Genomic DNA, 22,233 nt, shown 5'->3' on the forward strand with positions numbered 1-22,233 from the left:
CCCTCCCGGCCAGCCAGCACGCCGATCCTCCACCGGCAGGGGCAGACCATATGGGCGTTTTCAGATGATTACAAGTATTGACAGCTTTTTACATATTTTTTATTCGTAGAGCGATTTTCGAAGACAGGTTTGACGATAAAGATCGGAACGGCAGCGCTCCACGCTGATAAAACCCCGGTATTTCTGTTGCGGATGACATACAGGAAACCGTTCAACTTCAGCGATTTGCAACGAAAGGTGTGCTGATGGACAATACGACCACATCGTCGGCCGCACGCGGCGAGACCCGGCTCAGCGACATCGTCTACGAAAAGATCGTCGGCATGATTTCGGACGGGCGATTTCCCATAAACGAGCGTCTACCGTCCGAACAAAGCCTGGCGTCGCTGTTCGGGGCTTCCCGGCCGGTGGTGCGCGCAGCGCTGGAGCGGCTGCGCAATGACGAGCTTATCGTTTCGCAGAAAGGCTCCGGCTCCTATGTGCGCCAGCAACCCGACTCTTCGGTGTTGCAGCAGGTGCCGGTCGGTTCGCTTGCCGACGTGCAGCGCTTCTTCGAGTTCCGGGCCGGCCTTGAGTCCTCGGGGGCCGAACTCGCGGCGCGCAACTGGCAGGCGGCCGACAAGACGCGGATCGAGCAGGCCATCGCAGCGCTGGAACAATGTCTCGAGCGCAACGATCTTGGCGCAGAGGAAGATTTCGCCCTGCACGAAGCCATTGCCAGGGCAAGCCATAACCAGTTCCACATCACCGTACGCATCTGGTTCAAACCGCATTTCGCCATCGGCCAGTCGGTGACACGCAGTCTCAGCCTCAAACGTACACCGCAGCATGTGCGTGAAGTGCAGAACGAGCACACCGCCATCGTCGAAGCAATTTTTGCGCGCCACGAGCAGGCGGCCCATGACGCTATGAAAGACCACATCCTCAAAGCCCGCGCCCGCATGTTTCAGGGCGTCGGCGGCTAGAACCAATCCCGCAATCCTAAGAAAACGAGGCCTGAAGGGGCGATGGAGAATAATCAGTGAGCCAGCCGCGCATCATAGAACCAAAACTCCGTCCCCTCGTCGATACGCCTTTGAAAGTTGGCGAATCGCCCGCATGGGACGAGCGGACGGGCAATCTGTGGTTCGTCGATATTCTTGCCCCGGCGATTTTCCGCCTGCATCCGGACGGAAAGCTGGACAGGTTCGACATGCCCGCCCAGGTGGGCTGTCTTGGTCTGTGTGACAATGGCCTTGTTGTGGCGGGCCTCAAGACGGGCGTGCATCTGCTCGACCCCGCAAGCGGCAGGCTCGACTTTCTATGCGACCCCGACGAAGGACGACCCGACAGCCGCCTCAATGACGGCAAGGTTGGCCCGGACGGGCATTTCTGGGTGGGAACCCGCGACGAGGCCGCCGTGCCCACAGGCAATGCGCGCCTCTATCGGGTGGCACCTGACGGTGGCATCGAGCGTATCATCGACGGCAATATGTTCACATCAAACGGCCTTGCCTGGAGCCCGGATGGAAAGCGGATGTATCATTCCGACAGCAGCGGGCTCATGTATCAGGCATTCGATTTCGATGTCGCAACCGGCAGGCTCGGCCCGGCCGAACGCCTTCACGATTTTGCGCCCGAGGAAGGCAGGCCGGATGGCGCGGCGACCGATAGCGACGGCTGCTACTGGAGCGCCGGCGTTCAGGGCGGACGGCTCAACCGCTTTACGCCTGAAGGCGAATTGTTCGAGATATACAAGCTGCCCTTCAAGGGGCCGACCATGCCGTGTTTCGGCGGTCCGGGCCTTAAGACGATCTATCTCACCAGTCTGGTGACCGAAACCGACGGTGTCTCCACGGCCGGCACCGTCGTTGCGTTCGATGCGCCTGTCGCCGGCACGCCCGTTCACACATTCTCCATCTGAGACGCCCTTTTACCTTGAGGAACAAATTGATGACGACATTCGATTTTCGCCAGGCCCTGCAGGGTATCTCCGGCGTTCCCGTGACGGCTTATGATGCAGGCGGCGAAGTGGACGCCGGTGTCACCGCCGAGGTTTACGCCCGCGTGGCAAAGGCAGGCATCCACAACATCGTCGCGGCGGGCAATACCGGCGAGTTCTACGCCCTGACGCCGGCTGAAATTCTACGGGTTTTTGAGGCCGCGATAAAAGGCGTAAACGGGAAGGCCCCGGTGACGGCGGCGATCGGACGCTCGCAGCGCGAAGCGCTGTCCATGGCGCGGCAGGCAAAGGACATGGGGGCTTCCGCCGTCATGTCGCATCAGCCGGTCGACCCGTTTGCAGCCCCGCAATCGCAGATCGACTACTTTCTCGGCCTCGCAGAGGGCAGCGAATTGCCGCTGGTGGCCTATGTCAGGGCCGACGGTTTTTCGGTCGATGACATGGTAAGGCTTTCCAGCCACCAGAATGTCGCCGGCATCAAATTCGCAACGACGGATATCATGCTTCTGTCGCGCGCGATCGCCGCCTCCGATCCGAACGGCGCACTATATGTCTGCGGATTGGCTGAAAGCTGGGCACCCGCCTTTTGCGCCGCCGGTGCACGCGGCTTCACATCCGGTCTGGTGAACGTTGCGCCGCAATTCTCACTGCAGGTCCTCGACGCACTGACATCAGGGGATTTTGACGCGGCGCGCAAGATCGTCGAAAAGATCGAGTTGTTCGAACGGTTGCGGACACGTTATCGCAATGGCGCAAATGTGACGGTGGTGAAAGAGGCGATGGAAATCCTCGGCCTCGCTGTCGGTCCCGTTCGCGCACCCGGACTTGCGCGCCTCGATAAGGAGGATCGCGCAACGCTGGAAGGATTGCTTGCCAGCTGGCGCTGACGGACGGACTGCCGGCGGGCCGCATTTTTCCGGGTTCGAATCTGACCTGATAGGCAAGCTTGTGACCGGCAACTCGCCGGTTGCCGGTTACGTTTCCATCAAACGAGTGGCAGTCGGATCTCACCCCTCGACTGTCGCCAGCGATGGCAATTGAAGGAGCGCGGCCAAAAGCATGTTGCAGCCGGCAATACTATGCTCGGGTTCAACATGTTCCGCCTCGTTGTGACTGAGACCATCGCGGCACGGAACGAAAATCATCGCCGATGGCGCGACCTGGTTCATGAACAGCGCATCGTGAAAAGCACCCGACAACATCCGTCGCGTCGCAAAACCGCGCTCGAGCGCAGCACGGTCGAGGGCCGATAGAATGCCCTCCTCAAAATTTGCGGGCGGCATGTCGAATATCTGACGGATTGTCGCTTCACAGCCCTGCGCCAATGCAGCATCCCCCACAACCGCACGGATTTTCTCCTCCATGTCGTCAAGCCTTTCGGAAGACGGGTGTCGGAGATCCACGGTGAAGGTGGCGGTTTGCGGAATGGCGTTGACGGCGCCGGGCTGCAACGCAATTCGACCGACCGTGAAGCGGGCGTCAGGGTCTGACGGCATGATAGCGGGAAAAAGGGATCCAAGCGCATTCACCGCGGCATGAAACGGATCGCGTCGGTACATGAGTGCCGTCGTCCCGGCGTGAGCGGTCTGTCCGGTCAACGTCACTTCCAGCCAGCGCGTACCCTGTATCCCCGTGACGATGCCGATTGGCAGCCCCTCTTTTTCGAGAGACGGTCCCTGCTCGATATGGACTTCAAGAAAAGCAAAGACCGGAAACCCGAGGCCACGCATGGTTGCTTCGGGCAGGCTTTGCAGGGTTGCGGCAAGCTCACCTGCAAATTCGGCGCCATCATCCGTTGCCGGCAGGCTTGACCAGTTCGTTGGTATTGTCCCGCTCGCAAAGGCCGTCGACCCCATGCAGCCGGGCGCAAAGCGGCAGCCTTCTTCATTGGTAAAAGCTACGACCTCAACGGGACGCTCCGTCTCAACGCCGAAATCTTCAAGGGTCTCAAGAACCTCAAAAGCTGAAAGCGTTCCAAGCGCGCCATCAAATCGGCCACCCGACGGTTGACTGTCGAGATGGCTGCCGATCAAGAGCGGTGAAAGATTGTTATCCCGCCCATTTCTGCGAATGAAGAGATTGGCGATGGGATCCTGAAACACGGAAAATCCGCGCTCCAGGGCAAGTTGCGTCAACAGCCGTCGTGCCTCGCGATCAAGCCGTGTAAGGGCCTGCCGATTCACGCCTCCCCTGTCGGTGGCACCGATTGCTGCGAAACGATCCAGGTTTACCAGAAGTCTTTCACCGTTGATCGCAAACTGTCCCATCTTCATCTCCTCATCGGGCATCAAGGGCGGGCCGCGCAGCCGCCACGAAAGAACGCACGCGCGACAGCTCCACGGGGTTCCACCACACCCCGCCTTCCTTGAGCGATGAGGCGACAATCACGCCATTGGTACGTTTGAGGATTTCGACGATATTGCCCTCATTGACACCCGATCCGACCAGCAGCGGCAGATGCGTCGCCGCACCGATTTCCTCTATTTCCTCAAGGGAGGCGCTGTTGCCGGTGCGCTGGCCCGTCGCAATGACCCCATCGGCGTCGAAGAAGGCGAGATCGCGCGTCAACTCATCAATGCTGCGATCCGCCGTGATGGCATGGGCGCCGTGCTTGACATGGCTGTCTGCAAAAACCTTGATATGCTCCGCCCGCAGCAGCGAACGGTAGCGCATCGCCTCGGCTGCTCGCCCCTCCATGAAACCTTCATTGGCCACATAGGCATTTGCCCATTGGTTGACGCGGATGAACTTTGCCCCGCCCGCCATCGCGATCGCGAAGGCCGGGATGGGAGCATTGGCCAGCACGTTGATGCCAACCGGCACGCCGGCGGCGCGAACGATGCGGTCCGTCACCACGCTCATGAAGGCTGACGTTTCCGGTCCGATATCGTCCGGCTTGGAAAATGGCACGTCTCCGTGGTTTTCGATGACCAGACCATGCATGCCGCCCTCGACAAGGCGTTCCGCATCGCGCATGCACGTATCGTAGATGGCATCCATGCTCGCGTTCCGATAACGCGGCGCTCCCGGAAAGGCCGGGCAGTGGACCATGCCGATCAATGCCTTGCTTCGGCCGAAAATTTCTTGAATGGCATTGGCTGTGTTGTCGGATATGGTCTGCATTTAAATCCCTTTCGAAAGTTCTTCATGCGCGCCTTTGTTATCGGCAATATCGCACTCGATGAAACCTATTCCATTTCAGCGCTGCCCGAGGCAGGCGCTTCGATATTTGGCGAGCAGGCCTCGCGCAGTCTCGGTGGAAAAGGCTGCAATCAGGCCATTGTTCTTTCACGATGCGGCGTCGAAACCACGCTGGTTGCTGCCGTCGGCATGGACGATCGCGCCATTGCGATCGGAAGAGCGCTCACCCGCGAGCGCCTGACACCGAATCTCATTCCCGTCGACAGCCCCACCAGCGATATTTCCATCATTCTGACAACTCCGGACGGCGAAAACTCGATCATCACCACCCGTGCAGCAGCAGCAGCGCTTGATGAAAACGCAGCCTTGGACGCGCTTGGCGACGCCGCATCCGGCGACCTCCTCGTCCTGCAGGGCAATCTCTCGGAAGAAACAACCCTCGCCATTCTCAATGCGGCAAGATCGAAGGGGTTAAATACGGCCTTCAATCCTTCACCCCTGCAACCCTGGTTCGCAAGCGTCCTGCCGCTTATCGATATCGCCGTTCTCAATCGTATCGAGGCTGAGGCGCTGACCGGCGAGAACGGTGCCGAGGCTGGCGCTTTTCTGCTGCGTGCCGGTGTCGGCCTCGTCATCGTCACGCTTGGTGGACAGGGCTGCGTGCTCGTGTCCAACGATGGTGCTACCGAAGTGCCGGCCGCACCCGCCGCAATCGTCGACACAACGGGTGCCGGCGATTGCTTCACGGGCGTGGCGCTTGCTTCCGCCATGCTTCGCGGTGTCGCCGTGGATGTGCGCGCCCTTGAAGATGCCTCAAGGGCCGCCGCCATCACGGTCGGTCGCCGCGGTACGCAGGATGCCTTTCCCAGCCATGAAGAGCTGATGGCCATTCTGCGGACTTAGCCCCTCCGATCACGGCTTTTCCGTCAGCCAGCCGAGAATGTTCTTCCATAGGCGACCATATCCGTCCCATTCGCAGAAGGCAGGAGAGAGCCAGTGCGGACCAATGTCGGAGGTCCATGCCGCCGTGCGGCCCTTGCCGAAACGTCCGGTCACGAGCAGGGGATGGGAACCCTGATCCTTTGGCAGCCGGGCAACCACCTCGACATCGGCGCGATCGCGAACCTCGACCTCGTTCACCCCGAGCAGAAGCGGCCACTCGCCAGAAAGGCCGGCGACCGTCGGATGGTCGGGTTTCAGAATATCTGCGGTCGAGCCTTCCGGAATTTCCACCCGGTCATCCCAGGGAAGGCAGGTCACGGGCAAAGTATCTTCGACCGGCGTACGACGCCAGCGGGCCTTGCCGTCGATCCCCTGGAACGAAAAATAACCGCCGACCATCAGCAGGCCGCCGCCCTTTTCGACCCAGGCCTTCAGCAGTTTCAAACGGTTCGGCACTGTTTTGGAGTGCAGCCAGACGGCTGGCGGCAATAGAAGCGAATTTGCGCCGATGTCTGAAAGAATGATCGCGTCATAGACGTCCAGTCCGGCCATCTCGAACGGGAATTTCTCCACCGCATCATGGGCTGTCATATAGGTCAGCTCATAGTCGCTGCCCTCCAGCGCCTTGACCAGAGGCTCGGCTCCGAGGTGGAAGGTGACGCTGCCGAACTGATCGAAACCTTTGTAGTGAGTAGCCGAGCTGACCCAGCTTTCACCGACGAGAAGCACTTTTTTTGTCATGATCTTTCCATTTCCATAAGTTCATCAGGCCTTTGCCTGAAAGACCGAGAGCGGATTATCCCGCATAAGGGTTTGAAGAGCGGTGTCGCCAAGACCGTGCCGTTTCAGGCGCGGCAGGAAATGCTTGAGAATATAGGCGTAGCCATTGCCGCCATATCGCGTCAGCATCATTTTCAGGAAGACGTCATGGGAGAGGAGAATACGATCCAGGTAACCGCGTTCCGCCAGCGCGACGATGGAGCGGGCTGCATCCTCGTCGCTCGGGCATTGCACCTGCTGGTCGGCATAGAAAAAATCCATGCCGATCATGTCGTATTCGATGAAGGCGCCGCGCGCGGCAAGCTCCCCCTGATAGGCAAGATCGTCATGCGAAGGGTTCATGTGGCAAAGAACGGTATGCCTTAAATCCGCCCCCTCCCCGGCGACGATATCGAGAACCCTGTGCCCCAGCCGCAGCCATCCCGGCAGATGTACCATTAGCGGCAGGCCGATACGGACCTGTGCCTGTGCCGCACCGCGCAGGGATTTCTCCTCTTCCGGTGTGAAATCGGCGGAGACGCCGATTTCACCGATCAGGCCAATCTTGATGCCTGTGCCATCCACACCATGAAGCGCCTCGCCGACGATTTCGTCCGCAATCGCCTCGACACTGAGGTTCGCCACCTTGCCGGGATGGGATGAGGCGAGGTAATAGCCCGCCCCCATGACGATGTTGAGCCCCGTGGCCTCGGATATCCTTTTCAGCGCCGCCGGGTTTCGGCCGATCCCCTGGCAGGTGGGCTCGACGACCGTTTGACCGCCGGCACTGACAAAATCCATCAATTCCGCAATCGCCAGCGGCTCGTCATCCAGCGTAATATTATGCCTGTTGACGAAAGGGTCCTGGCGTAACTCGCCGAGGATTTCCATACAGACGAAACCATCGGCCAGATATTGCCGCTCCGGCGTCTTCGGCGCATGCCACCAGCACCGGCAATCATTGAGAATATGCTCGTGCATCAACGTCACACCGAGCTGTTCTGCCGGAACGGGCCCGCGCACGGTCATGACCTTGCCGGAACGGACATGTCCTTCGGACAATTCTGAGGTCATGGCATCAACCCTTTCTTTTCACGCCGAAACGGAAATTGGTGGTGAAGATGCGCGTGTTGAGCCAGATAGCGGCAAGGATGATCGCACCAGTGACGATCTGGGTGAAAAACGGCGAGATATGCATGAGGATGAGGCCATTACCGATCACCGCGATCGTCATGGTACCGAGCACGGTGCCAAGAATGGTACCGCGGCCGCCCATCAGTGATGTGCCGCCGAGAACCACCGCCGCCACGACCTGCAATTCAAAGCCGACCGCCGCATTGGAGGAACCCGAACCCAGCCGGGCCGCAATCAGGAGACCGGCAATGGCGGACGCCACCCCGGCGCCGAGATAGACGGAAGCGAGAATCCACTTCGCCGGCATGCCGACGCGCCGCGCCGCCTCAAGGTTGGAGCCGACGGCCACGACGCGGCGTCCATATCGTGTGCTCGAGAGAATGACATAGGCGATCGCCGTCATGAATATTCCGATCAATGCCGGAACGGGCATACCCAGCAGATCGCCGCGACCGAGATAGAAAAAGCCCGGCGCGTCAGGTATCGGTATGGAATAACCCTGGGTAATGTACAATGCCACACCACGCAGGATGGACAGGCCGGCCAGTGTGACGATGAATGCCGGAATGCCCTGATAGGCGATGAACCAGCCCTGCAGCAGGCCAAGCACCCCACCCAGCATCAGCATGGCCACCAGAACCAGCGGCCAGGCGTAACCCGCCGCCAGCAGAATGGCGCCAACGGCATTGATAAGCGCCACCATGGAACCGACCGACAGGTCGATACCGCCGGTTATGATAACCAGTGTCATGGCAATCGAGACGATCAGGATCGGCGCGGCCTGACGAATGACATTCAACAGATTGCCGGCCGTCAGAAACGTGTCCGTCGTGGCGGAGAAAAACACCAGGCAAAGGGCGAAAAATACCGCGATCGACAGGACTTGCGCATTTTCCGCGATGAAATCCGACAGCGGTGAGCCCTTGGCGCGTTCAGTATAGACGTTCAATGGCGTTGTCCTCCCACGATCAGCCGGACGAGGTCTTCAAGGCCGGTTTCATTGATCTGGCGCTCCGCCACCTTGGTGCCCTCATACATGACAGCAATGCGGTCGCAGACGCGGAAGAGATCCTGAAGGCGATGGGTGATGAGAATGACCGATACGCCCTTCGCCTTGACGCGATTGATGAGCGAAAGCACGGCTTCCACCTCCGCAACGGCAAGCGCCGAGGTGGGCTCATCCATGATCAGGACCTTTGGATTGAAAGAGGCCGCCCGGGCAATGGCAATCGCCTGGCGCTGGCCGCCGGAGAGCTTTTCCACCTTGGCGGTGAGACGCGGTATGCGGATTTCCAGCGCATCCAGCATCTTGCGGGCTTCCGTAAGCATGGTTTGCCGGTCGAGGAAAGGTCCCTTGGTGATTTCACGTCCAAGGAAGAGGTTCCCCACCACATCGATATGGTCGCAGAGGCTCAGGTCCTGAAAGACCATTTCAATGTTGCGGTTGCGGGCGTCGGCCGGGCCCGAAAGGCGAATGGTCTCGCCTTCCATTGTGATCGTGCCCTCGTCCGGAATGTAAGTTCCCGAGATCACCTTGGTCAGGGTCGATTTGCCCGCGGCATTGTCGCCGACGAGGCCGAGGCATTCACCGGGAAAAATGTCGAGATCGACACCCCGAAGTGCTTGATGCGACCCGAATGTCTTGCGGATGTTACGCAACGAGATACGCGCTTCACGATCGGTTTGCCGGGAGAGAATATCTCCCCCGGCGCCGTCGACAGCGCCTGTGTGCTGTCCGGCGGCAATCATTTGAAAACCGCGCGGTAGGGTTCGACATTGGCCTTGGTGACGATGGTTATCGGCACGGCGATGGTCTTTTCGACGGTGCCGCCATCGGCAACCGTCTTGAGCGCCTTGACAGCGGCCGCACCCATTGCGGCAGGATCCTGCTGGATGACACCTGCGACATAACCCGCATCGATACCGGCGATCGCCTGCTTGGTCAGGTCCCAACCGAAGACCTTGATGTCCTTCTGCTTGCTCTGGCTTTCAACGGCAGCGACCGCGCCCAGAAGGGCCGGCTCACCCGTGGCATAAATTGCGGTCATGTCCGGATTGCCGGTGATCAGGTTTTCCGCTGCGGAAAGTGCGGTGTCCTGAACATTCTGGCCATCGACGACGCCGGCGGCCGTAATGCCGGACTTGTCCTTGATGGTTTCTTCAAAGCCCTTCTGGCGAATGTTCTGAATAAAGGAATTCAGAGCGCCGACGACGCCGATCTTGGCCTTGCCGCCCATGTCTGATTTCACGTAGTCGAGGAAGAATGTCCCCATGTCGGCACCGGCTTTGCCGTTATCCACGCCGATCTGCGCCTTCTGCGGGCCTTCCGGCAGAATGGCGTCAATCGCAACGACGGGAATATTGGCGGCAGCCGCCTGCTTTACAGCCGGCATGATGCCGTTGACGTCAATGGCGACGACGGCGATGCCGTCCACTTTCTGCTGGATGTAGGTTTCGATCGCGCTGTTCTGGGCCGCGGGATCGTTATTGGCATTAAAGATTACCAGCTTGACGCCGGCTTCTTTCGCCGCTTTTTCCGCACCTTCGTTCATCTGGTTAAAAAACAGCGCCTGCTGATTGATCTGCACCAGGGCAATGGTCTTTTCAGCGGCATGGACCAGACCAGCAGACAAGGTCGCGCCGGAAAGGACGGTCGCAGCGAGAGCCGCAGAAAAATATCGACGTTTCAAATTTGGCATTATCGTTCTTCCTCTGTTGGTTCGTTGCTTTTTATTAGATCGCGGGCGGCGCAACGGATTCACGCACGACGATTTCGACGGGCAGCAACTCCTCCGATGGAAACGGAGGGTCCTGATCCCAATTGGTTTCAAGCAGGAGCGACAGGGCGCGCTGGCCAATGGCGCTGACAGGCTGGCGAATGGCGGTGAGCGGCGGTGCAAAAAGATGCAGTGGCCCGACATCATCGAAGCCGATCATCGAGACATCCTGCGGAATGCGCACGCCTTCAGCACGCAGGACCTCGATAAACCCGATGGCGATTTCGTCCGAACTTGCGAATATCGCCGTCGCCGGACGCCCCTCCTCCAGAAAGCGTCGGGCAGCCGCCCGGCCGAATTCGACTGTATATGCGCCGCAATATCTGGAAATCGAAAGCTCCGCCTGCGCCACCCTTTCGGAGAGTGCGGATTTGAAGCCGCTGAAACGACGTTCTGTACTGATCATGTCCTCGGGACCGCCGACGTAAAGCACCCGGCGATGTCCGTGCTCCGCCAGATGCGCTCCCGCGAGGCGCCCCCCTTGCTCGTTATCGCAAAAGAGCTTGGGAACGATTGCGCCCGGCACATCTTCATCCACCACCACGACCTTGCCGGTTGTGTTGATCAGTTCTGCCAGTTCATCGGTATTGGGATGGTTGGTGATGAAGACGAGCCCATCGACATGGTTACGGGCAAGCAGTCGCAGATATGACAATTCGCGACCCGTGCGGTTCAGCGTGGCAAACAGCGATACGGCAAGACCGCGTCGATCTGCCTCTTCTTCCACGGCCGCGACGAGCATGCCGAAAAACGGATTGCCGATATCTGGAACCACAAGGCCGATCGTGTCCGAGCGTCCGCGGCTCAAACGCCGGGCATGGGGATTAGGGACATAATTGAGCTCGCGAATAGCGCTCTCGATGCGCGTTTTCGTCTCTGCCGGCAGCTCCAGCGTACCGTTCAGCAATCGCGATATCGTCGCAACGGAAACACCCGCGGCCCGGGCAACGTCCTTCAGACTGGTCGCATGATTTCGCGCCATCATATTCCCATTTCCTGTTCCACTCATCGGGTCTTTTTCGACCTCTCTTCGGTTTGTAAATCGCTTTACTAAACCGGTTTACAAAAAAATCCAAAATTCGAACGGAGTCAATATGATTTCGTCGCCGCCACGAAAATTGCTGCCGGGCAAGGGTGTCGCCCGCGTTTCGATCTCCCGATCGGATCGACAGGCATGACAAGGCTAGATTTTAGATGACCGATCAAAGGTTAAGTCGAAAACCCGCAATCGCCGGGAGAGCCGGCCTGCTGCCGACCGTGAGATAACTTGGGAAGAACAAGGTCTCCCGCACGCCTGACGGCGGGAAATTTCTAAAGGACGTCCAATCCAAACGGGTTTGTTGGAGGTGCTCTATCCTTTTGTTTTTCCAAATTTTCCGGACGTAAAACAGCTAAGCACTTTTACTGAAAAATGCTCCAAGACGTGGCTTGGCTGACAAATTCTCCAGGTTCAGATGATTGCGGAGCGGGATTTGAACCCGCCGTGAACCGGAGTTTTTCGCAAACGGGGGGAGGCTCATCGGACATGGGTCCGAGCCGCCCCCTGATATGGCCTGATCAAATGATATGCCGACCGTGGGCTGGCACGCACTTCTCCGGGTGGCACGTTGATTAGCGCCACCCGAATGTGATGAACGCTCAGCCGAACAGCGCCAGACTGCTCTTTACCGTGACCCACACGCCCCAGAGGAGCGGTATGCCGACAGCGAGCCAGGCGAAGACAGCCTTGGTGTCGAGACCGCCCCTGCCGATACCGAAGGAACCGGTCGGGCCGGCGCTGGCGGCAGCGGTTTTTGCCTGAAGTGCGGCAACCTCCGCATCCGACATGAACCATTTCTCCGGCAACGGCCTCACCAGCGCATTGGCGACAAGGCCAATCGCCAGCATGCCCGCCAGAATATACATGGTGCTGGTGTAAAGCGCCGGACCCGGCGCAACACCGGCGGCTATCTGCGCTTCACGGATGTAATTGACCACCACCGGTCCGGCAATACCGGCCGTTGCCCATGCCGTCAGCAGCCGGCCGTGGATGGCGCCGACGAACTGCGTGCCGAAGATATCGGCGAGATAGGCTGGAATGGTCGCAAAACCACCGCCATACATCGACAGGATGATGCCCAGAGCCAGAACGAAGAATGCCTTGGAACCCATCGTCGCCAGTGTCGGGGCCAGCGCATAAAGAATGATGCCGAGGATGAAGAAGCAGAAGTAGGTGTTCTTGCGGCCCAACTTGTCGGACATGGAGGCCCAGAAGAACCGCCCGCCGATGTTGAACAACGACAGCAGGCCGGTGAAACCTGCCGCGATGGCGGCAATCTGCGCCTTCTGCCCCGCATCCAGCTCGGCGAAGCCGACACCCGGCAGGCCGATCAGCGAGCCGGCGAAAATTTCCTGCAGCATCGGCGAGGCCATGCCGATAACACCGATGCCGGCCGAGACGTTCAGGCACAGAACCGCCCAGATCAGCCAGAACTGCGGTGTCTTGTGCGCGTCGCGCAGATGCACGTGACGATGGGTTATCATCGCGCTCTTGGCCGCGGGCGCCGTCCAGCCTTCCGGACGCCAGCCGGCCGGCGGAATGCGGTAACCGAAGGCGCCGGCCATCATGAAGGCGAAATAGATCAACGCCATGACGACGAAAGTCTGCCAGACGCCGACGGAAACATCCGTCTTGAAGGTGTTCATCAGGATATTGGCAAGCGGTGCGCCGATCATCGCCCCACCACCGAAGCCCATGATAGCCATGCCGGTCGCCATGCCGCGACGATCGGGGAACCATTTGATCAGGGTCGAGACCGGCGAGATATAACCAAGGCCAAGCCCGATACCGCCGATGACACCCGCGCCCACCCACATGAGCCATAATTGATGCGTCATGACGCCGAGTGCTGCGACCAGAATGCCGCCGCACCAGCAGCAGGCGGAAACGAATCCGGCCTTGCGTGGTCCCACCCGTTCCAGCCAGCCGCCCCAGATTGCCGCCGAGCAACCCAGGAGGACGAAAAACAGCGTGTAAATCCAGCCAAGATCGGCCACGCGCCAGTTGCACTGCGTGGTAAACAAAGCGCCGACAAGGGTAAGACTGGAGCAGCTGGGGTCCGTCGCCGGCAGGGCCTTCGACAATGGCAGCCAGAAAACACTGAAGCCATAGGCCATGCCGATGCACAGATGAATGGCCAATGCTGCCGGCGGCACCAGCCAGCGGTTAAATCCGGGTTTTGCTATGATCCGTTCGCGGTCCAGAATTCCGGCCTGCACCGGTTCTCCCGCAGATACGCCTGCTACTGCCATCGACATTACCTCCCTCGTGGATGTCTGGACAAATTTCATACGCCCCATATGGCAGGGCGAAACCGCCGAATGCTCTCCCATGCGGCAATAGGTAAAGGCGGCCCTCGCCGCGTTCAGTGTCTGGTTTCGGGAATACTCGGCTCGGACAGGGACTCACCCGCAGCCGGCCCTTTGCCTCCCGGCGCACCCTTTGCATCCTCCCCAAGCCCCACTGCATCGGCGGTGGGCGTTCCGGGTCTCTTGATCTCCGCTGAGGCTGCGATCACCAGCGGCAGAAAATCGCCGGCACCGGCATCCACGATCTCGAAAAACCGGCGGCGCATGCGCGGCTCCCAGAATTTGTTGATGTGGGTGGCGACACCGTCAATGCGGACATCCTCCGGCTGAGACAGGAAAAAAATCGCGATCTGGTTCGCCATTCTCACCAGTTTTTCGTCGGTGTGATTAAGCAACATACTGTTCCCCGCGCCGCCTGCCGGTCGGCGTCCATGTTTCAAGTGGCCGGGGCACCCCCCGGCCCCGATTATTCGGCTGCCTCCAGCTTGCCGGTGATCCGCCGCGACCGGCGGCCGAGCGCATCATACTCCTCCTGCCATTCCGTCGGCCCGTTGGAAGGTGATATCTGCACGGCGGTCACCTTGTATTCGGGACAGTTCGTTGCCCAGTCGGAGAAGTCGGTGGTGATGACATTCGCCTGCGTGCCGGGATGGTGGAAGGTCGTATAGACCACGCCCGGCGCCACGCGGTCGGTGATCAGCGCCCTCAGCGTCGTATCTCCGGAGCGGCTGGCAAGCTTCACCCAGTCGCCATCCTTGACGCCGCGCTGTTCGGCATCATGCGGGTGGATTTCCAGCCGATCCTCCTCATGCCACACGACGTTTTCCGTGCGCCGTGTCTGCGCGCCGACATTGTATTGCGACAGGATGCGGCCGGTGGTGAGCAGCAGCGGGAAGCGCGGGCCGGTGCGTTCATCCGTCGCCACATATTCGGTGCGGATGAACTTGCCCTTGCCACGTACGAAACCGTCGACATGCATGATTGGCGACCCCTGCGGGAACTTCTCGTTGCAGGGCCACTGCACCGAACCGTTCCGCTCGAGATAATCATAGGAAACGCTGGCGAAACTCGGTGTCGTCGCCGCAATTTCATCCATGATTTCCGACGGATGTTCATAGTTCCATGAAAGCCCCATGGCCTGCGCCAGCTTCTGTGTCACCTCCCAGTCGGCAAAACCGTTCTTCGGCGACATGACCCGGCGCACGCGGTTGATACGGCGCTCGGCATTGGTGAAGGTGCCGTCCTTTTCGAGGAAGGTGGAACCGGGCAAAAAGACGTGCGCATAATTCGCCGTCTCGTTCAGGAAGAGATCATGCACCACGACACATTCCATGGCGGCAAGACCGGCGGACACGTGCTTCGTGTCCGGATCGGACTGGAGAATATCCTCGCCCTGAATGTAGATGCCCTTGAAGCTGCCATCCACGGCAGCGTCGAGCATGTTGGGGATACGCAGTCCCGGCTCGTTGTTGAGCTTTACGCCCCAGAGTTTCTCGAAGATGTCGCGCGTGGCGTCATCGGAAATATGCCGGTAACCCGGAAGCTCATGCGGGAACGAGCCCATGTCGCAGGAGCCCTGAACGTTGTTCTGCCCGCGCAGCGGATTGACGCCCACGCCGGGGCGGCCAATATTGCCGGTGGCCATGGCCAGATTGGCAATCGCCATGACCGTGGTCGACCCCTGGCTGTGTTCGGTCACGCCAAGGCCGTAATAGATCGCACCATTGCCGCCCCGGGCATAAAGGCGGGCGGCCCCGCGCAGTTCTTCCGCCGGAACACCGGTGAAACTTTCGGTTTCTTCCGGGCTGTGCTGAGGCTCGGCAACGAAAGCAGCCCAATCCTCGAATTCAGACCAGTCGCAACGCTCGCGGATGAAGGCCTCGTTGAACAGGCCTTCGGTGACGATCACATGTGCAAGCGCCGTCAGCACGGCGACGTTGGTGCCGGGCTTCAGCGGCAGGTGGAAGGATGCCTCCACGTGCGGGCCGCGCACGAGATCGATACGGCGGGGATCGATGACGATCAGTTTTGCGCCCTGCCGCAGCCGCTTTTTCAGCCGGGAACCGAAGACCGGGTGCCCGTCCGTCGGATTGGCACCGATAACCACGACGACGTCGGAATGCTCCACGCTGTCGAAATTCTGAGTTCCCGCCGAGGTGCCGAAAGCCTGACCGAGACCATAGCCCGTGGGTGAGTGGCAGACGCGGGCACAGGTATCGACATTGTTGTTGCCGAAACCGGCACGGATGAGTTTCTGAACGAGGAAGGTTTCTTCATTCGTGCAGCGGGACGAGGTGATGCCGCCGATGGCTTCCCGGCCATATTGGCCCTGGATGCGCTGAAACTCCGACGCGACATGGGAGAAAGCCTCTTCCCACGTGACTTCCCGCCAGGGATCGCTGATCTTTTCGCGGATCATCGGGTTGAGGATACGGTCTCTGTGGGTTGCATAACCATAGGCGAAACGGCCCTTGACGCAGGAATGGCCGCGATTGGCCTGCCCGTCCTTCCACGGCACCATGCGCACCAGCTCTTCGCCGCGCATTTCCGCCTTGAAGGAACAGCCGACACCACAATAGGCGCAGGTCGTGACCAGCGAATGCTCCGGCTGGCCGATCTCGATCACCGATTTTTCCGTCAGTGTCGCGGTGGGACAGGCCTGCACGCAGGCGCCGCAGGAAACGCAGTCGGAATCAAGGAAGGCCTCATGCGCGCCGGGTGACACGCGGCTTTCAAAGCCACGCCCTTCGATCGTCAGTGCAAACGTGCCCTGCACTTCCTCGCAGGCGCGCACGCAACGCGAGCAGACAATACATTTGGAAGGATCATAGGTGAAATAGGGATTGCTTTCGTCCTTCGGCATCCAGCGGGCATTGAGATCGCCATCACCGGTGCGTGCCTTGACGTGGTTGTCACCTTCATAACCGTAGCGCACATCGCGCAGGCCCACGGCACCCGCCATGTCCTGCAGCTCGCAATCGCCATTGGCCGCGCAGGTCAGACAGTCGAGCGGGTGATCGGAAATATAAAGCTCCATCACACCCTTGCGGATCTGCTTCAGCCGCTCCGTCTGCGTATGCACGACAAGACCGGCGGCGACGGGCGTGGTGCAGGAGGCGGGAGTGCCGTTGCGGCCTTCCACCTCGATAAGACAGAGCCGACAGGAACCGAAAGCATCCACCATATCGGTGGCGCAGAGTTTCGGCACATCGATACCCGCTTCGCGTGAGGCCCGCATGATCGACGTTCCCGCCGGTACGGTGATCTGCCGGCCGTCGATGGTGAGCGTCACCATGTCCGTTGCGCGGGATTTCGGGGTTCCGTAGTCGAATTCAGAAACAAGGGCCATGGTCTTACTCCGCCGCTTCAACACGTGGGATGGGGACAAAATCATCAGGGAAATGCCGGAGCGCGCTCATGACGGGATAGGGCGTGAAGCCGCCAAGCGCACAAAGCGAACCGAATTTCATGGTCTCGCAGAGGTCAGCGAGGAGCGCGGTGTTCTTCTCCCGCTCGATGCCGAGCGCGATGCTGTCAACCGTCTCGACGCCGCGCGTCGAGCCGATGCGACAGGGCGTGCACTTGCCGCAGCTTTCGACGGCGCAGAATTCCAGCGCGAACCGGGCCTGATGCAGCATGTCGGCGCTGTCGTCAAACACCACGATGCCGGCATGTCCGATAAGGCCGCCAGCCGCCGTAAAGGCCTCATAGTCGAAGAGCGTGTCGAACAGCGAAACCGGGAAATAGGCGCCGAGCGGACCGCCCACCTGCACCGCCTTGACGGGACGTCCGGTGATCGTGCCGCCACCGATATCGTTGACCAGCTGGCCGAGCGGCAGGCCGAAGGCGGTCTCGTAAAGCCCGCCATGTCGTATGTTTCCGGCAAGCTGGATGGGGATCGTGCCGTGCGAACGGCCGACGCCGAAATCGCGATAGAAGGCGGCACCCAGATCCATGATGACCGGAATGGATGCCAGCGAAATCACATTGTTGACGACGGTGGGTTTTCCGAACAGGCCCTGCAGGGCGGGTAGCGGCGGCTTGGCGCGCACGGTGCCGCGCTTGCCTTCCAGACTGTTGAGAAGTGATGTTTCCTCGCCGCAGACATAGGCGCCGGCACCCATGCGCACTTCGAGATCAAAGGCCCGCCCGGAACCGAGGACAGATGCGCCGATGATGCCTTCACGCCGGGCGATCTCGATTGCCTGCTCCATGACCTTGATCGCGTGCGGATATTCCGAGCGCGTATAGATGAAACCCTTAGTCGCACCAACGGCAAGGCCGGCAATCACCATGCCTTCGATCAGCACGAAGGGATCGCCTTCCATGATCATGCGGTCGGCAAAGGTGCCGCTATCGCCCTCGTCCGCATTGCAGACGATATATTTCTGGTCGGCCACCGCATCGGCAACGGTCTTCCATTTGATGCCCGTGGGGAAACCCGCGCCGCCGCGTCCGCGCAGGCCGCTTTCGGTCACCTGGGCGACGATGTCGAGCGGCGCCATGGCGACGGCTTTTTCGAGGCCTTTCATGCCCTGATAGGCGCGATAATCCTCAAGCGACAATGGATCAGTGACGCCGCAGCGCGCAAATGTCAGACGCGTCTGGCTTTTCAGGAACGGGATGTCCTTTGTTGGCCCGAGACAGAGACGATGCTCGCCGCCGGTCAGAAAATCCGCATCGAACAGCGAGGCGACGTCGCCGGCGTTCACCGGCCCGTAGGCGATGCGGCCATGGTCGGTGCGCACTTCGACCAGCACTTCGAGCCAGAGCATGCCGCGCGAACCGTTGCGGACAACATGCACATCAAGATTGCGGCTGGCCGCCTCCCGGGCAATGGCGTCGGCAACACGGTTTGCACCAACGGCAAGCGCGGCGGAATCGCCGGGAACAAAAACGGTGACACTCATCGGCGCGCCTCCGTCAGAATGTCGCCAAGACAGTCCTCGTCAAGGCGGGCATGGACTTCGCCGTCCAGCATCAGGGCCGGCGCCTGCGCACAAAGCCCGAGACAGAAAACCGGTTCCAGCGTGACGGAGCCGTCAGCGGCGGTTTCGTGCCAGTCAAGGCCGAGCCGGGACTTGATGGTATCCGCCAGAGGCTCGCCACCCATCGACTGACAAGCCTCGGCGCGACAGAGCTTCAAGACATGTCGGCCGGAAGGATGATCACGAAAATCCGGATAGAAGGTTACGACCCCATGCACCTCCGCCCGCGACACATTCAGTGCAGAGGCGATGATCTGCTTGGCGCTTTCGGGAATGTAGCCGAATTCTTCCTGAACCGCGTGCAGGATGGGCAGCATCGGCCCTTCGAGGTGAATAAAGTCGTCAATAACCGCGGAAACACGGGCCGCCTCATCTGCGGCAACCGCCTGGATATTCATAAGCCAGTCCTCCCAAACCGACAGGGGCAAGGATGGCGAGAAGGACATTTTCAGCCCTTTCGCAGCCCCTGCATTGACAGCGAGAATGGCGAGAGCGGCAGGATCAGGTCAATACGGTGTTTCCGTCGCTCGATAGGGATTTCCTATCAAAAACCAGCTCCGAAGCGCGCTGCCGCGCCTCATGAAGAAGCGCCGAAACCAGCGGCGTATGCGGTTCGCGGTAAGTCGCAATCAACCCCACGAGATGCTCGGCATCGGGCTCGATGATTGGGATCATTTTTATCTGCTTTGGAAAACCAAATGATTCCGCTATGTTACGCGGCATTATTGAAGCCCATTGTCCGGTCCGAATATGGGAAAAAAGCACGATCATCGAATTGGATTCGAGCGTAGGTTTCACCTCCACACCCGCTTCCGCCATGTGCTTGTTGATGATACGGCGGTTCTGCATGTCCGAAGTCAATAGGCATAGCCTAAGACCGGCAACCTGCCTCCAGGTAACGCTTTCCTGATCGGCCAAAGGCGTTCCGGCCGCTGCGATCAGGTGATATCGCTCCGAATAAAGCGGCACCGTCGTCACCCGCCCCAGCGGCTCATTGTCGAGATAGCTGATTCCCGCATCGATCTCGAGATTCTCGATCTGGCTCAAGACCTGAAGCGAGGTACGTGACGTCACGGAAAAGGTAACATCCGGATGGCGCGCCTGAAACGGTTCCGTCAATCGCGGCACCATCGCAAGCGCGGTGGGAATGACCGCAAGGCGGATATGGCCGGCCAGGCCCTTGCGGGCGGCGCGCATTTCCTCGCGCATGGTGCGCGTATCGGCAACGATGCGGCGCGCCCATTCCAGCACACGCTGGCCCTCCGGCGTCAGCCCCTGATAACGGGCGGCGCGCACCACCAGAACGACACCCAGTTGATCCTCCAGTTGCCGGATCGCCGCCGAGAGGCTGGGCTGCGAAATACCGCATTCCTCCGCGGCCCGCCCGAAATGCTCCGCGCGCGCCAATGCGATGAAAAACTCCAGCTTGTCGATCATGCGTCCTCCCATGACAAGTGTCGCTGCGCGCGACAGCACGCAACCGGACACTAGTGCCTGACGCGCCTCGTCGCAAATCCGACAACAACAGGAGACTGCCGGATCGCGGAAACACAGGCAGGACCTCATTGCAACACTTGCCGCAACCATGCGTTATAATCGGGTCAAGGATCAGGATATCGGGGGAAGCATGGACGCGATCGCAGAGGTTCCAAAGATCAACCGGCTGGTATTGCAGAATCTGATCGCCGGGCTGAGCGACGGCTTGATCCTGCTCGAGAACGACGGAACGATTGCCTGGGCAAACAGGGCGGCACTTCGTATGCACCGGATCGAGGCACTTGCGGATCTGGGAGAGGATGCCGCGGCCTACAGGCGCAATTTCACGCTTCGTTATCGCAACAACCATCTGCTCGAAGAGGGACAATATCCGCTTGAGCGTCTTCTGGCCGGCGATGATTTTGACGACGTGACGGTTGAAGTGTCGCCGAGCGGCAATGAGGAGGAGTGCTGGGTCCATACGATACGTGGCCTCGTTCTTGAGGATGCGGGTGCCAGGCCCGATGTTCTCGTCGTCATCATCCGGGATGAGACACCCCGTTTCGAGGCCGAAGCCCGCTTTGAAAGCGCCTTTAATGCCAACCCTGCCCCGGGCTTGATCTGCCGGCTGGAAGACGAGCGTTTCATCCGCGTCAATCAGGGCTTTCTTGAAATGACCGGCTTCACGCGTGAGGAGATTATCGGCGTGAGCGTCGAGGAGCTTGGACTGTTTTCCGAATGCGACACCGGCGAGGACGCGCTGAAGCGGCTGCATGAGGGCAGGATCATCCGTCAGCGGGAGGCGCTCATCCCCATACCGGGAGGCGACAGGCTGGTGATCGTCGCCGGCGAAACCATCGCGGTTGCCGAAGAGCCCTGCATGCTCTTCACCTTCGCCGATCTTGACGGGCGTCGCAGGGCACAGAACGCGCTGCGCCAGAGCGAGGAACGGTTCTTCAAGTCTTTCCGCCTTTCGCCCGCACCCGCTGCCGTTTCGCGGCTGGAGGATTTCGTGCTGACTGAAGTCAACGACGCCTTCCTGCAGCTATGCGGCCGCAAGGAGCCGGAAGTGGTGGGAAAAACCGCCGGCGAATTGCGACTTTGGGAAGATGTGGCGGCGCGCCGGGATATTGAGAAGCGGCTGAAGGACAACATCCCCATCCGCAACGAAAATATGCGCATGAAGCTGCGCGATGGCGGCACGGCCGAATGCATCGTTTCTGCCGAACGCGCCGAGATCAACGACCAGCAATGTGTCATCTGGGCGATACAGGACGTGACCGAGCGCAGACGCTCGGAGAATGAACTGATCGAAGCGATCGAAAGCGTGATGACCGATACCTCATGGTTCAGCAGAACCGTCGTCGAAAGACTGGCGGGACTGCGGCAGAACGCGCGCAGCGCGACGCCGTCGGCATCGCTGAAGGACCTGACGGATCGCGAGGAGGAAATCCTGTCGCTGATCTGTGACGGGTGCAGCGACAGGGAAATGAGCGACAGACTTCATCTTTCCAAGCACACCATCCGCAATCACATCGCGTCGCTTTATGGCAAGATCGGCGTGAACCGCCGGACCGCCGCGGTTATCTGGGCACGCGAACGGGGCTTTTCCGGCCGCAGGGAAAAATAGCGGCCCGCTTTTGCGAAAATAGGTCACTTTATACCAGTTCAACTAGTAGAAAATGCTCTGCTTCACGCCATTGCGCCGCACTACCTTCCCATCATG

General features: G+C 59.9%; 19 protein-coding genes. 5 read left to right on the forward strand and 14 right to left on the reverse strand.

All coding sequences use genetic code 11. The features are described 5' to 3' along the window. The first annotated feature begins 245 nt into the window (after positions 1 to 245). The 3 genes from M0412_RS20700 to M0412_RS20710 are packed head-to-tail and all read left to right on the forward strand — an operon-like array spanning position 246 to position 2,829. Complete coding sequence (locus M0412_RS20700) at positions 246 to 965, forward strand: FadR/GntR family transcriptional regulator (RefSeq protein WP_269699987.1); 720 nt, start codon at positions 246 to 248, stop codon at positions 963 to 965. Positions 966 to 1,021: 56 nt separating this feature from the next. Further along, on the forward strand, positions 1,022 to 1,903 hold the full coding sequence (locus tag M0412_RS20705; protein WP_269699986.1) for an SMP-30/gluconolactonase/LRE family protein: 882 nt from the start codon (positions 1,022 to 1,024) through the stop codon (positions 1,901 to 1,903). A gap of 29 nt (positions 1,904 to 1,932) precedes the next feature. Continuing rightward, on the forward strand, positions 1,933 to 2,829 hold the full coding sequence (locus tag M0412_RS20710; RefSeq protein WP_142841992.1) for a dihydrodipicolinate synthase family protein: 897 nt from the start codon (positions 1,933 to 1,935) through the stop codon (positions 2,827 to 2,829). Positions 2,830 to 2,949: 120 nt separating this feature from the next. Here M0412_RS20710 and M0412_RS20715 read toward each other — a convergent pair whose 3' ends face one another. Both M0412_RS20715 and M0412_RS20720 read right to left on the reverse strand, forming a co-directional pair. Beyond that, positions 2,950 to 4,209, reverse strand: a complete 1,260-nt coding sequence (locus M0412_RS20715) for a Zn-dependent hydrolase (protein ID WP_142841991.1) — start codon at positions 4,207 to 4,209, stop codon at positions 2,950 to 2,952. A gap of 10 nt (positions 4,210 to 4,219) precedes the next feature. Continuing rightward, complete coding sequence (locus tag M0412_RS20720; RefSeq protein WP_269699984.1) at positions 4,220 to 5,065, reverse strand: BtpA/SgcQ family protein; 846 nt, start codon at positions 5,063 to 5,065, stop codon at positions 4,220 to 4,222. A gap of 24 nt (positions 5,066 to 5,089) precedes the next feature. Here M0412_RS20720 and M0412_RS20725 point away from each other — a divergent pair, with 24 nt between their 5' ends. Further along, positions 5,090 to 5,986: a ribokinase gene (locus M0412_RS20725; protein WP_142841989.1), complete on the forward strand. Its 897-nt coding sequence runs from the start codon at positions 5,090 to 5,092 to the stop codon at positions 5,984 to 5,986. Positions 5,987 to 5,995: 9 nt separating this feature from the next. On the opposite strand, the gene M0412_RS20730 is transcribed toward M0412_RS20725, so the two are convergent. The 12 genes from M0412_RS20730 to M0412_RS20785 all read right to left on the reverse strand — a co-directional run bounded on the left by M0412_RS20730 (position 5,996) and on the right by M0412_RS20785 (position 20,468). Further along, positions 5,996 to 6,766 carry a glutamine amidotransferase gene (locus M0412_RS20730; protein WP_142841988.1) on the reverse strand — a complete coding sequence of 257 codons (771 nt, stop codon included), beginning with the start codon at positions 6,764 to 6,766 and terminating at the stop codon, positions 5,996 to 5,998. Between the two features lie 24 nt (positions 6,767 to 6,790). Then, a complete protein-coding gene (locus tag M0412_RS20735; protein WP_269699982.1) occupies positions 6,791 to 7,858 on the reverse strand; it encodes a phosphotriesterase in 1,068 nt (355 codons plus the stop codon). A 4-nt stretch (positions 7,859 to 7,862) separates the two neighbouring features. Beyond that, positions 7,863 to 8,867: an ABC transporter permease gene (locus M0412_RS20740; RefSeq protein ID WP_269699981.1), complete on the reverse strand. Its 1,005-nt coding sequence runs from the start codon at positions 8,865 to 8,867 to the stop codon at positions 7,863 to 7,865. Further along, complete coding sequence (locus M0412_RS20745) at positions 8,864 to 9,667, reverse strand: ATP-binding cassette domain-containing protein (RefSeq protein ID WP_269699979.1); 804 nt, start codon at positions 9,665 to 9,667, stop codon at positions 8,864 to 8,866. Before M0412_RS20745 ends, M0412_RS20740 begins: the two co-directional genes overlap by 4 nt. After that, on the reverse strand, positions 9,664 to 10,617 hold the full coding sequence (locus tag M0412_RS20750; RefSeq protein WP_142841984.1) for a substrate-binding domain-containing protein: 954 nt from the start codon (positions 10,615 to 10,617) through the stop codon (positions 9,664 to 9,666). Before M0412_RS20750 ends, M0412_RS20745 begins: the two co-directional genes overlap by 4 nt. A 34-nt stretch (positions 10,618 to 10,651) precedes the next feature. Then, positions 10,652 to 11,677, reverse strand: a complete 1,026-nt coding sequence (locus M0412_RS20755; RefSeq protein WP_269700066.1) for a LacI family DNA-binding transcriptional regulator — start codon at positions 11,675 to 11,677, stop codon at positions 10,652 to 10,654. Positions 11,678 to 12,333: 656 nt separating this feature from the next. Then, a complete protein-coding gene (locus M0412_RS20760) occupies positions 12,334 to 13,986 on the reverse strand; it encodes an OFA family MFS transporter (RefSeq protein ID WP_142841983.1) in 1,653 nt (550 codons plus the stop codon). Positions 13,987 to 14,099: 113 nt separating this feature from the next. Beyond that, on the reverse strand, positions 14,100 to 14,441 hold the full coding sequence (locus M0412_RS20765) for a formate dehydrogenase subunit delta (RefSeq protein ID WP_269699977.1): 342 nt from the start codon (positions 14,439 to 14,441) through the stop codon (positions 14,100 to 14,102). Between the two features lie 68 nt (positions 14,442 to 14,509). Next, positions 14,510 to 17,392, reverse strand: coding sequence for a formate dehydrogenase subunit alpha (gene fdhF / locus M0412_RS20770; protein ID WP_269699976.1), 2,883 nt, complete (start codon positions 17,390 to 17,392; stop codon positions 14,510 to 14,512). 4 nt (positions 17,393 to 17,396) lie between these two features. Next, the gene (locus M0412_RS20775) at positions 17,397 to 18,953 is read right to left on the reverse strand and encodes an NADH-quinone oxidoreductase subunit NuoF (RefSeq protein WP_269699975.1); all 1,557 of its coding nucleotides are present in this window, start codon (positions 18,951 to 18,953) and stop codon (positions 17,397 to 17,399) included. After that, positions 18,950 to 19,429 carry a formate dehydrogenase subunit gamma gene (locus M0412_RS20780; protein WP_065116827.1) on the reverse strand — a complete coding sequence of 160 codons (480 nt, stop codon included), beginning with the start codon at positions 19,427 to 19,429 and terminating at the stop codon, positions 18,950 to 18,952. Before M0412_RS20780 ends, M0412_RS20775 begins: the two co-directional genes overlap by 4 nt. Before the next feature lie 103 nt (positions 19,430 to 19,532). Continuing rightward, the gene (locus M0412_RS20785; protein ID WP_142841979.1) at positions 19,533 to 20,468 is read right to left on the reverse strand and encodes a LysR family transcriptional regulator; all 936 of its coding nucleotides are present in this window, start codon (positions 20,466 to 20,468) and stop codon (positions 19,533 to 19,535) included. Between the two features lie 190 nt (positions 20,469 to 20,658). Here M0412_RS20785 and M0412_RS20790 point away from each other — a divergent pair, with 190 nt between their 5' ends. Continuing rightward, positions 20,659 to 22,137, forward strand: coding sequence for a helix-turn-helix transcriptional regulator (locus tag M0412_RS20790; RefSeq protein ID WP_142841978.1), 1,479 nt, complete (start codon positions 20,659 to 20,661; stop codon positions 22,135 to 22,137). Positions 22,138 to 22,233 lie beyond the last annotated feature (96 nt).

It is taken from the genome of Agrobacterium sp. O3.4, from assembly GCF_041414895.1.
In the GTDB taxonomy this organism is placed as follows: Bacteria; Pseudomonadota; Alphaproteobacteria; order Rhizobiales; family Rhizobiaceae; genus Agrobacterium; species Agrobacterium cucumeris.

Coding starts and splice junctions, on each gene's coding strand:
- M0412_RS20785 (WP_142841979.1), bottom strand. CDS start 20,468: ATGATCGACAAGCTGGAGTTTTTCATCGCATTGGCGCGCGCGGAGCAT.
- M0412_RS20700 (WP_269699987.1), top strand. CDS start 246: ATGGACAATACGACCACATCGTCGGCCGCACGCGGCGAGACCCGGCTC.
- M0412_RS20780 (WP_065116827.1), bottom strand. CDS start 19,429: ATGAATATCCAGGCGGTTGCCGCAGATGAGGCGGCCCGTGTTTCCGCG.
- M0412_RS20765 (WP_269699977.1), bottom strand. CDS start 14,441: ATGTTGCTTAATCACACCGACGAAAAACTGGTGAGAATGGCGAACCAG.
- M0412_RS20760 (WP_142841983.1), bottom strand. CDS start 13,986: ATGGCAGTAGCAGGCGTATCTGCGGGAGAACCGGTGCAGGCCGGAATT.
- M0412_RS20775 (WP_269699975.1), bottom strand. CDS start 18,953: ATGAGTGTCACCGTTTTTGTTCCCGGCGATTCCGCCGCGCTTGCCGTT.
- M0412_RS20745 (WP_269699979.1), bottom strand. CDS start 9,667: ATGATTGCCGCCGGACAGCACACAGGCGCTGTCGACGGCGCCGGGGGA.
- M0412_RS20715 (WP_142841991.1), bottom strand. CDS start 4,209: ATGGGACAGTTTGCGATCAACGGTGAAAGACTTCTGGTAAACCTGGAT.
- M0412_RS20755 (WP_269700066.1), bottom strand. CDS start 11,677: ATGGCGCGAAATCATGCGACCAGTCTGAAGGACGTTGCCCGGGCCGCG.
- M0412_RS20710 (WP_142841992.1), top strand. CDS start 1,933: ATGACGACATTCGATTTTCGCCAGGCCCTGCAGGGTATCTCCGGCGTT.
- M0412_RS20750 (WP_142841984.1), bottom strand. CDS start 10,617: ATGCCAAATTTGAAACGTCGATATTTTTCTGCGGCTCTCGCTGCGACC.
- M0412_RS20725 (WP_142841989.1), top strand. CDS start 5,090: ATGCGCGCCTTTGTTATCGGCAATATCGCACTCGATGAAACCTATTCC.
- M0412_RS20735 (WP_269699982.1), bottom strand. CDS start 7,858: ATGACCTCAGAATTGTCCGAAGGACATGTCCGTTCCGGCAAGGTCATG.
- M0412_RS20720 (WP_269699984.1), bottom strand. CDS start 5,065: ATGCAGACCATATCCGACAACACAGCCAATGCCATTCAAGAAATTTTC.
- fdhF (WP_269699976.1), bottom strand. CDS start 17,392: ATGGCCCTTGTTTCTGAATTCGACTACGGAACCCCGAAATCCCGCGCA.
- M0412_RS20730 (WP_142841988.1), bottom strand. CDS start 6,766: ATGACAAAAAAAGTGCTTCTCGTCGGTGAAAGCTGGGTCAGCTCGGCT.
- M0412_RS20790 (WP_142841978.1), top strand. CDS start 20,659: ATGGACGCGATCGCAGAGGTTCCAAAGATCAACCGGCTGGTATTGCAG.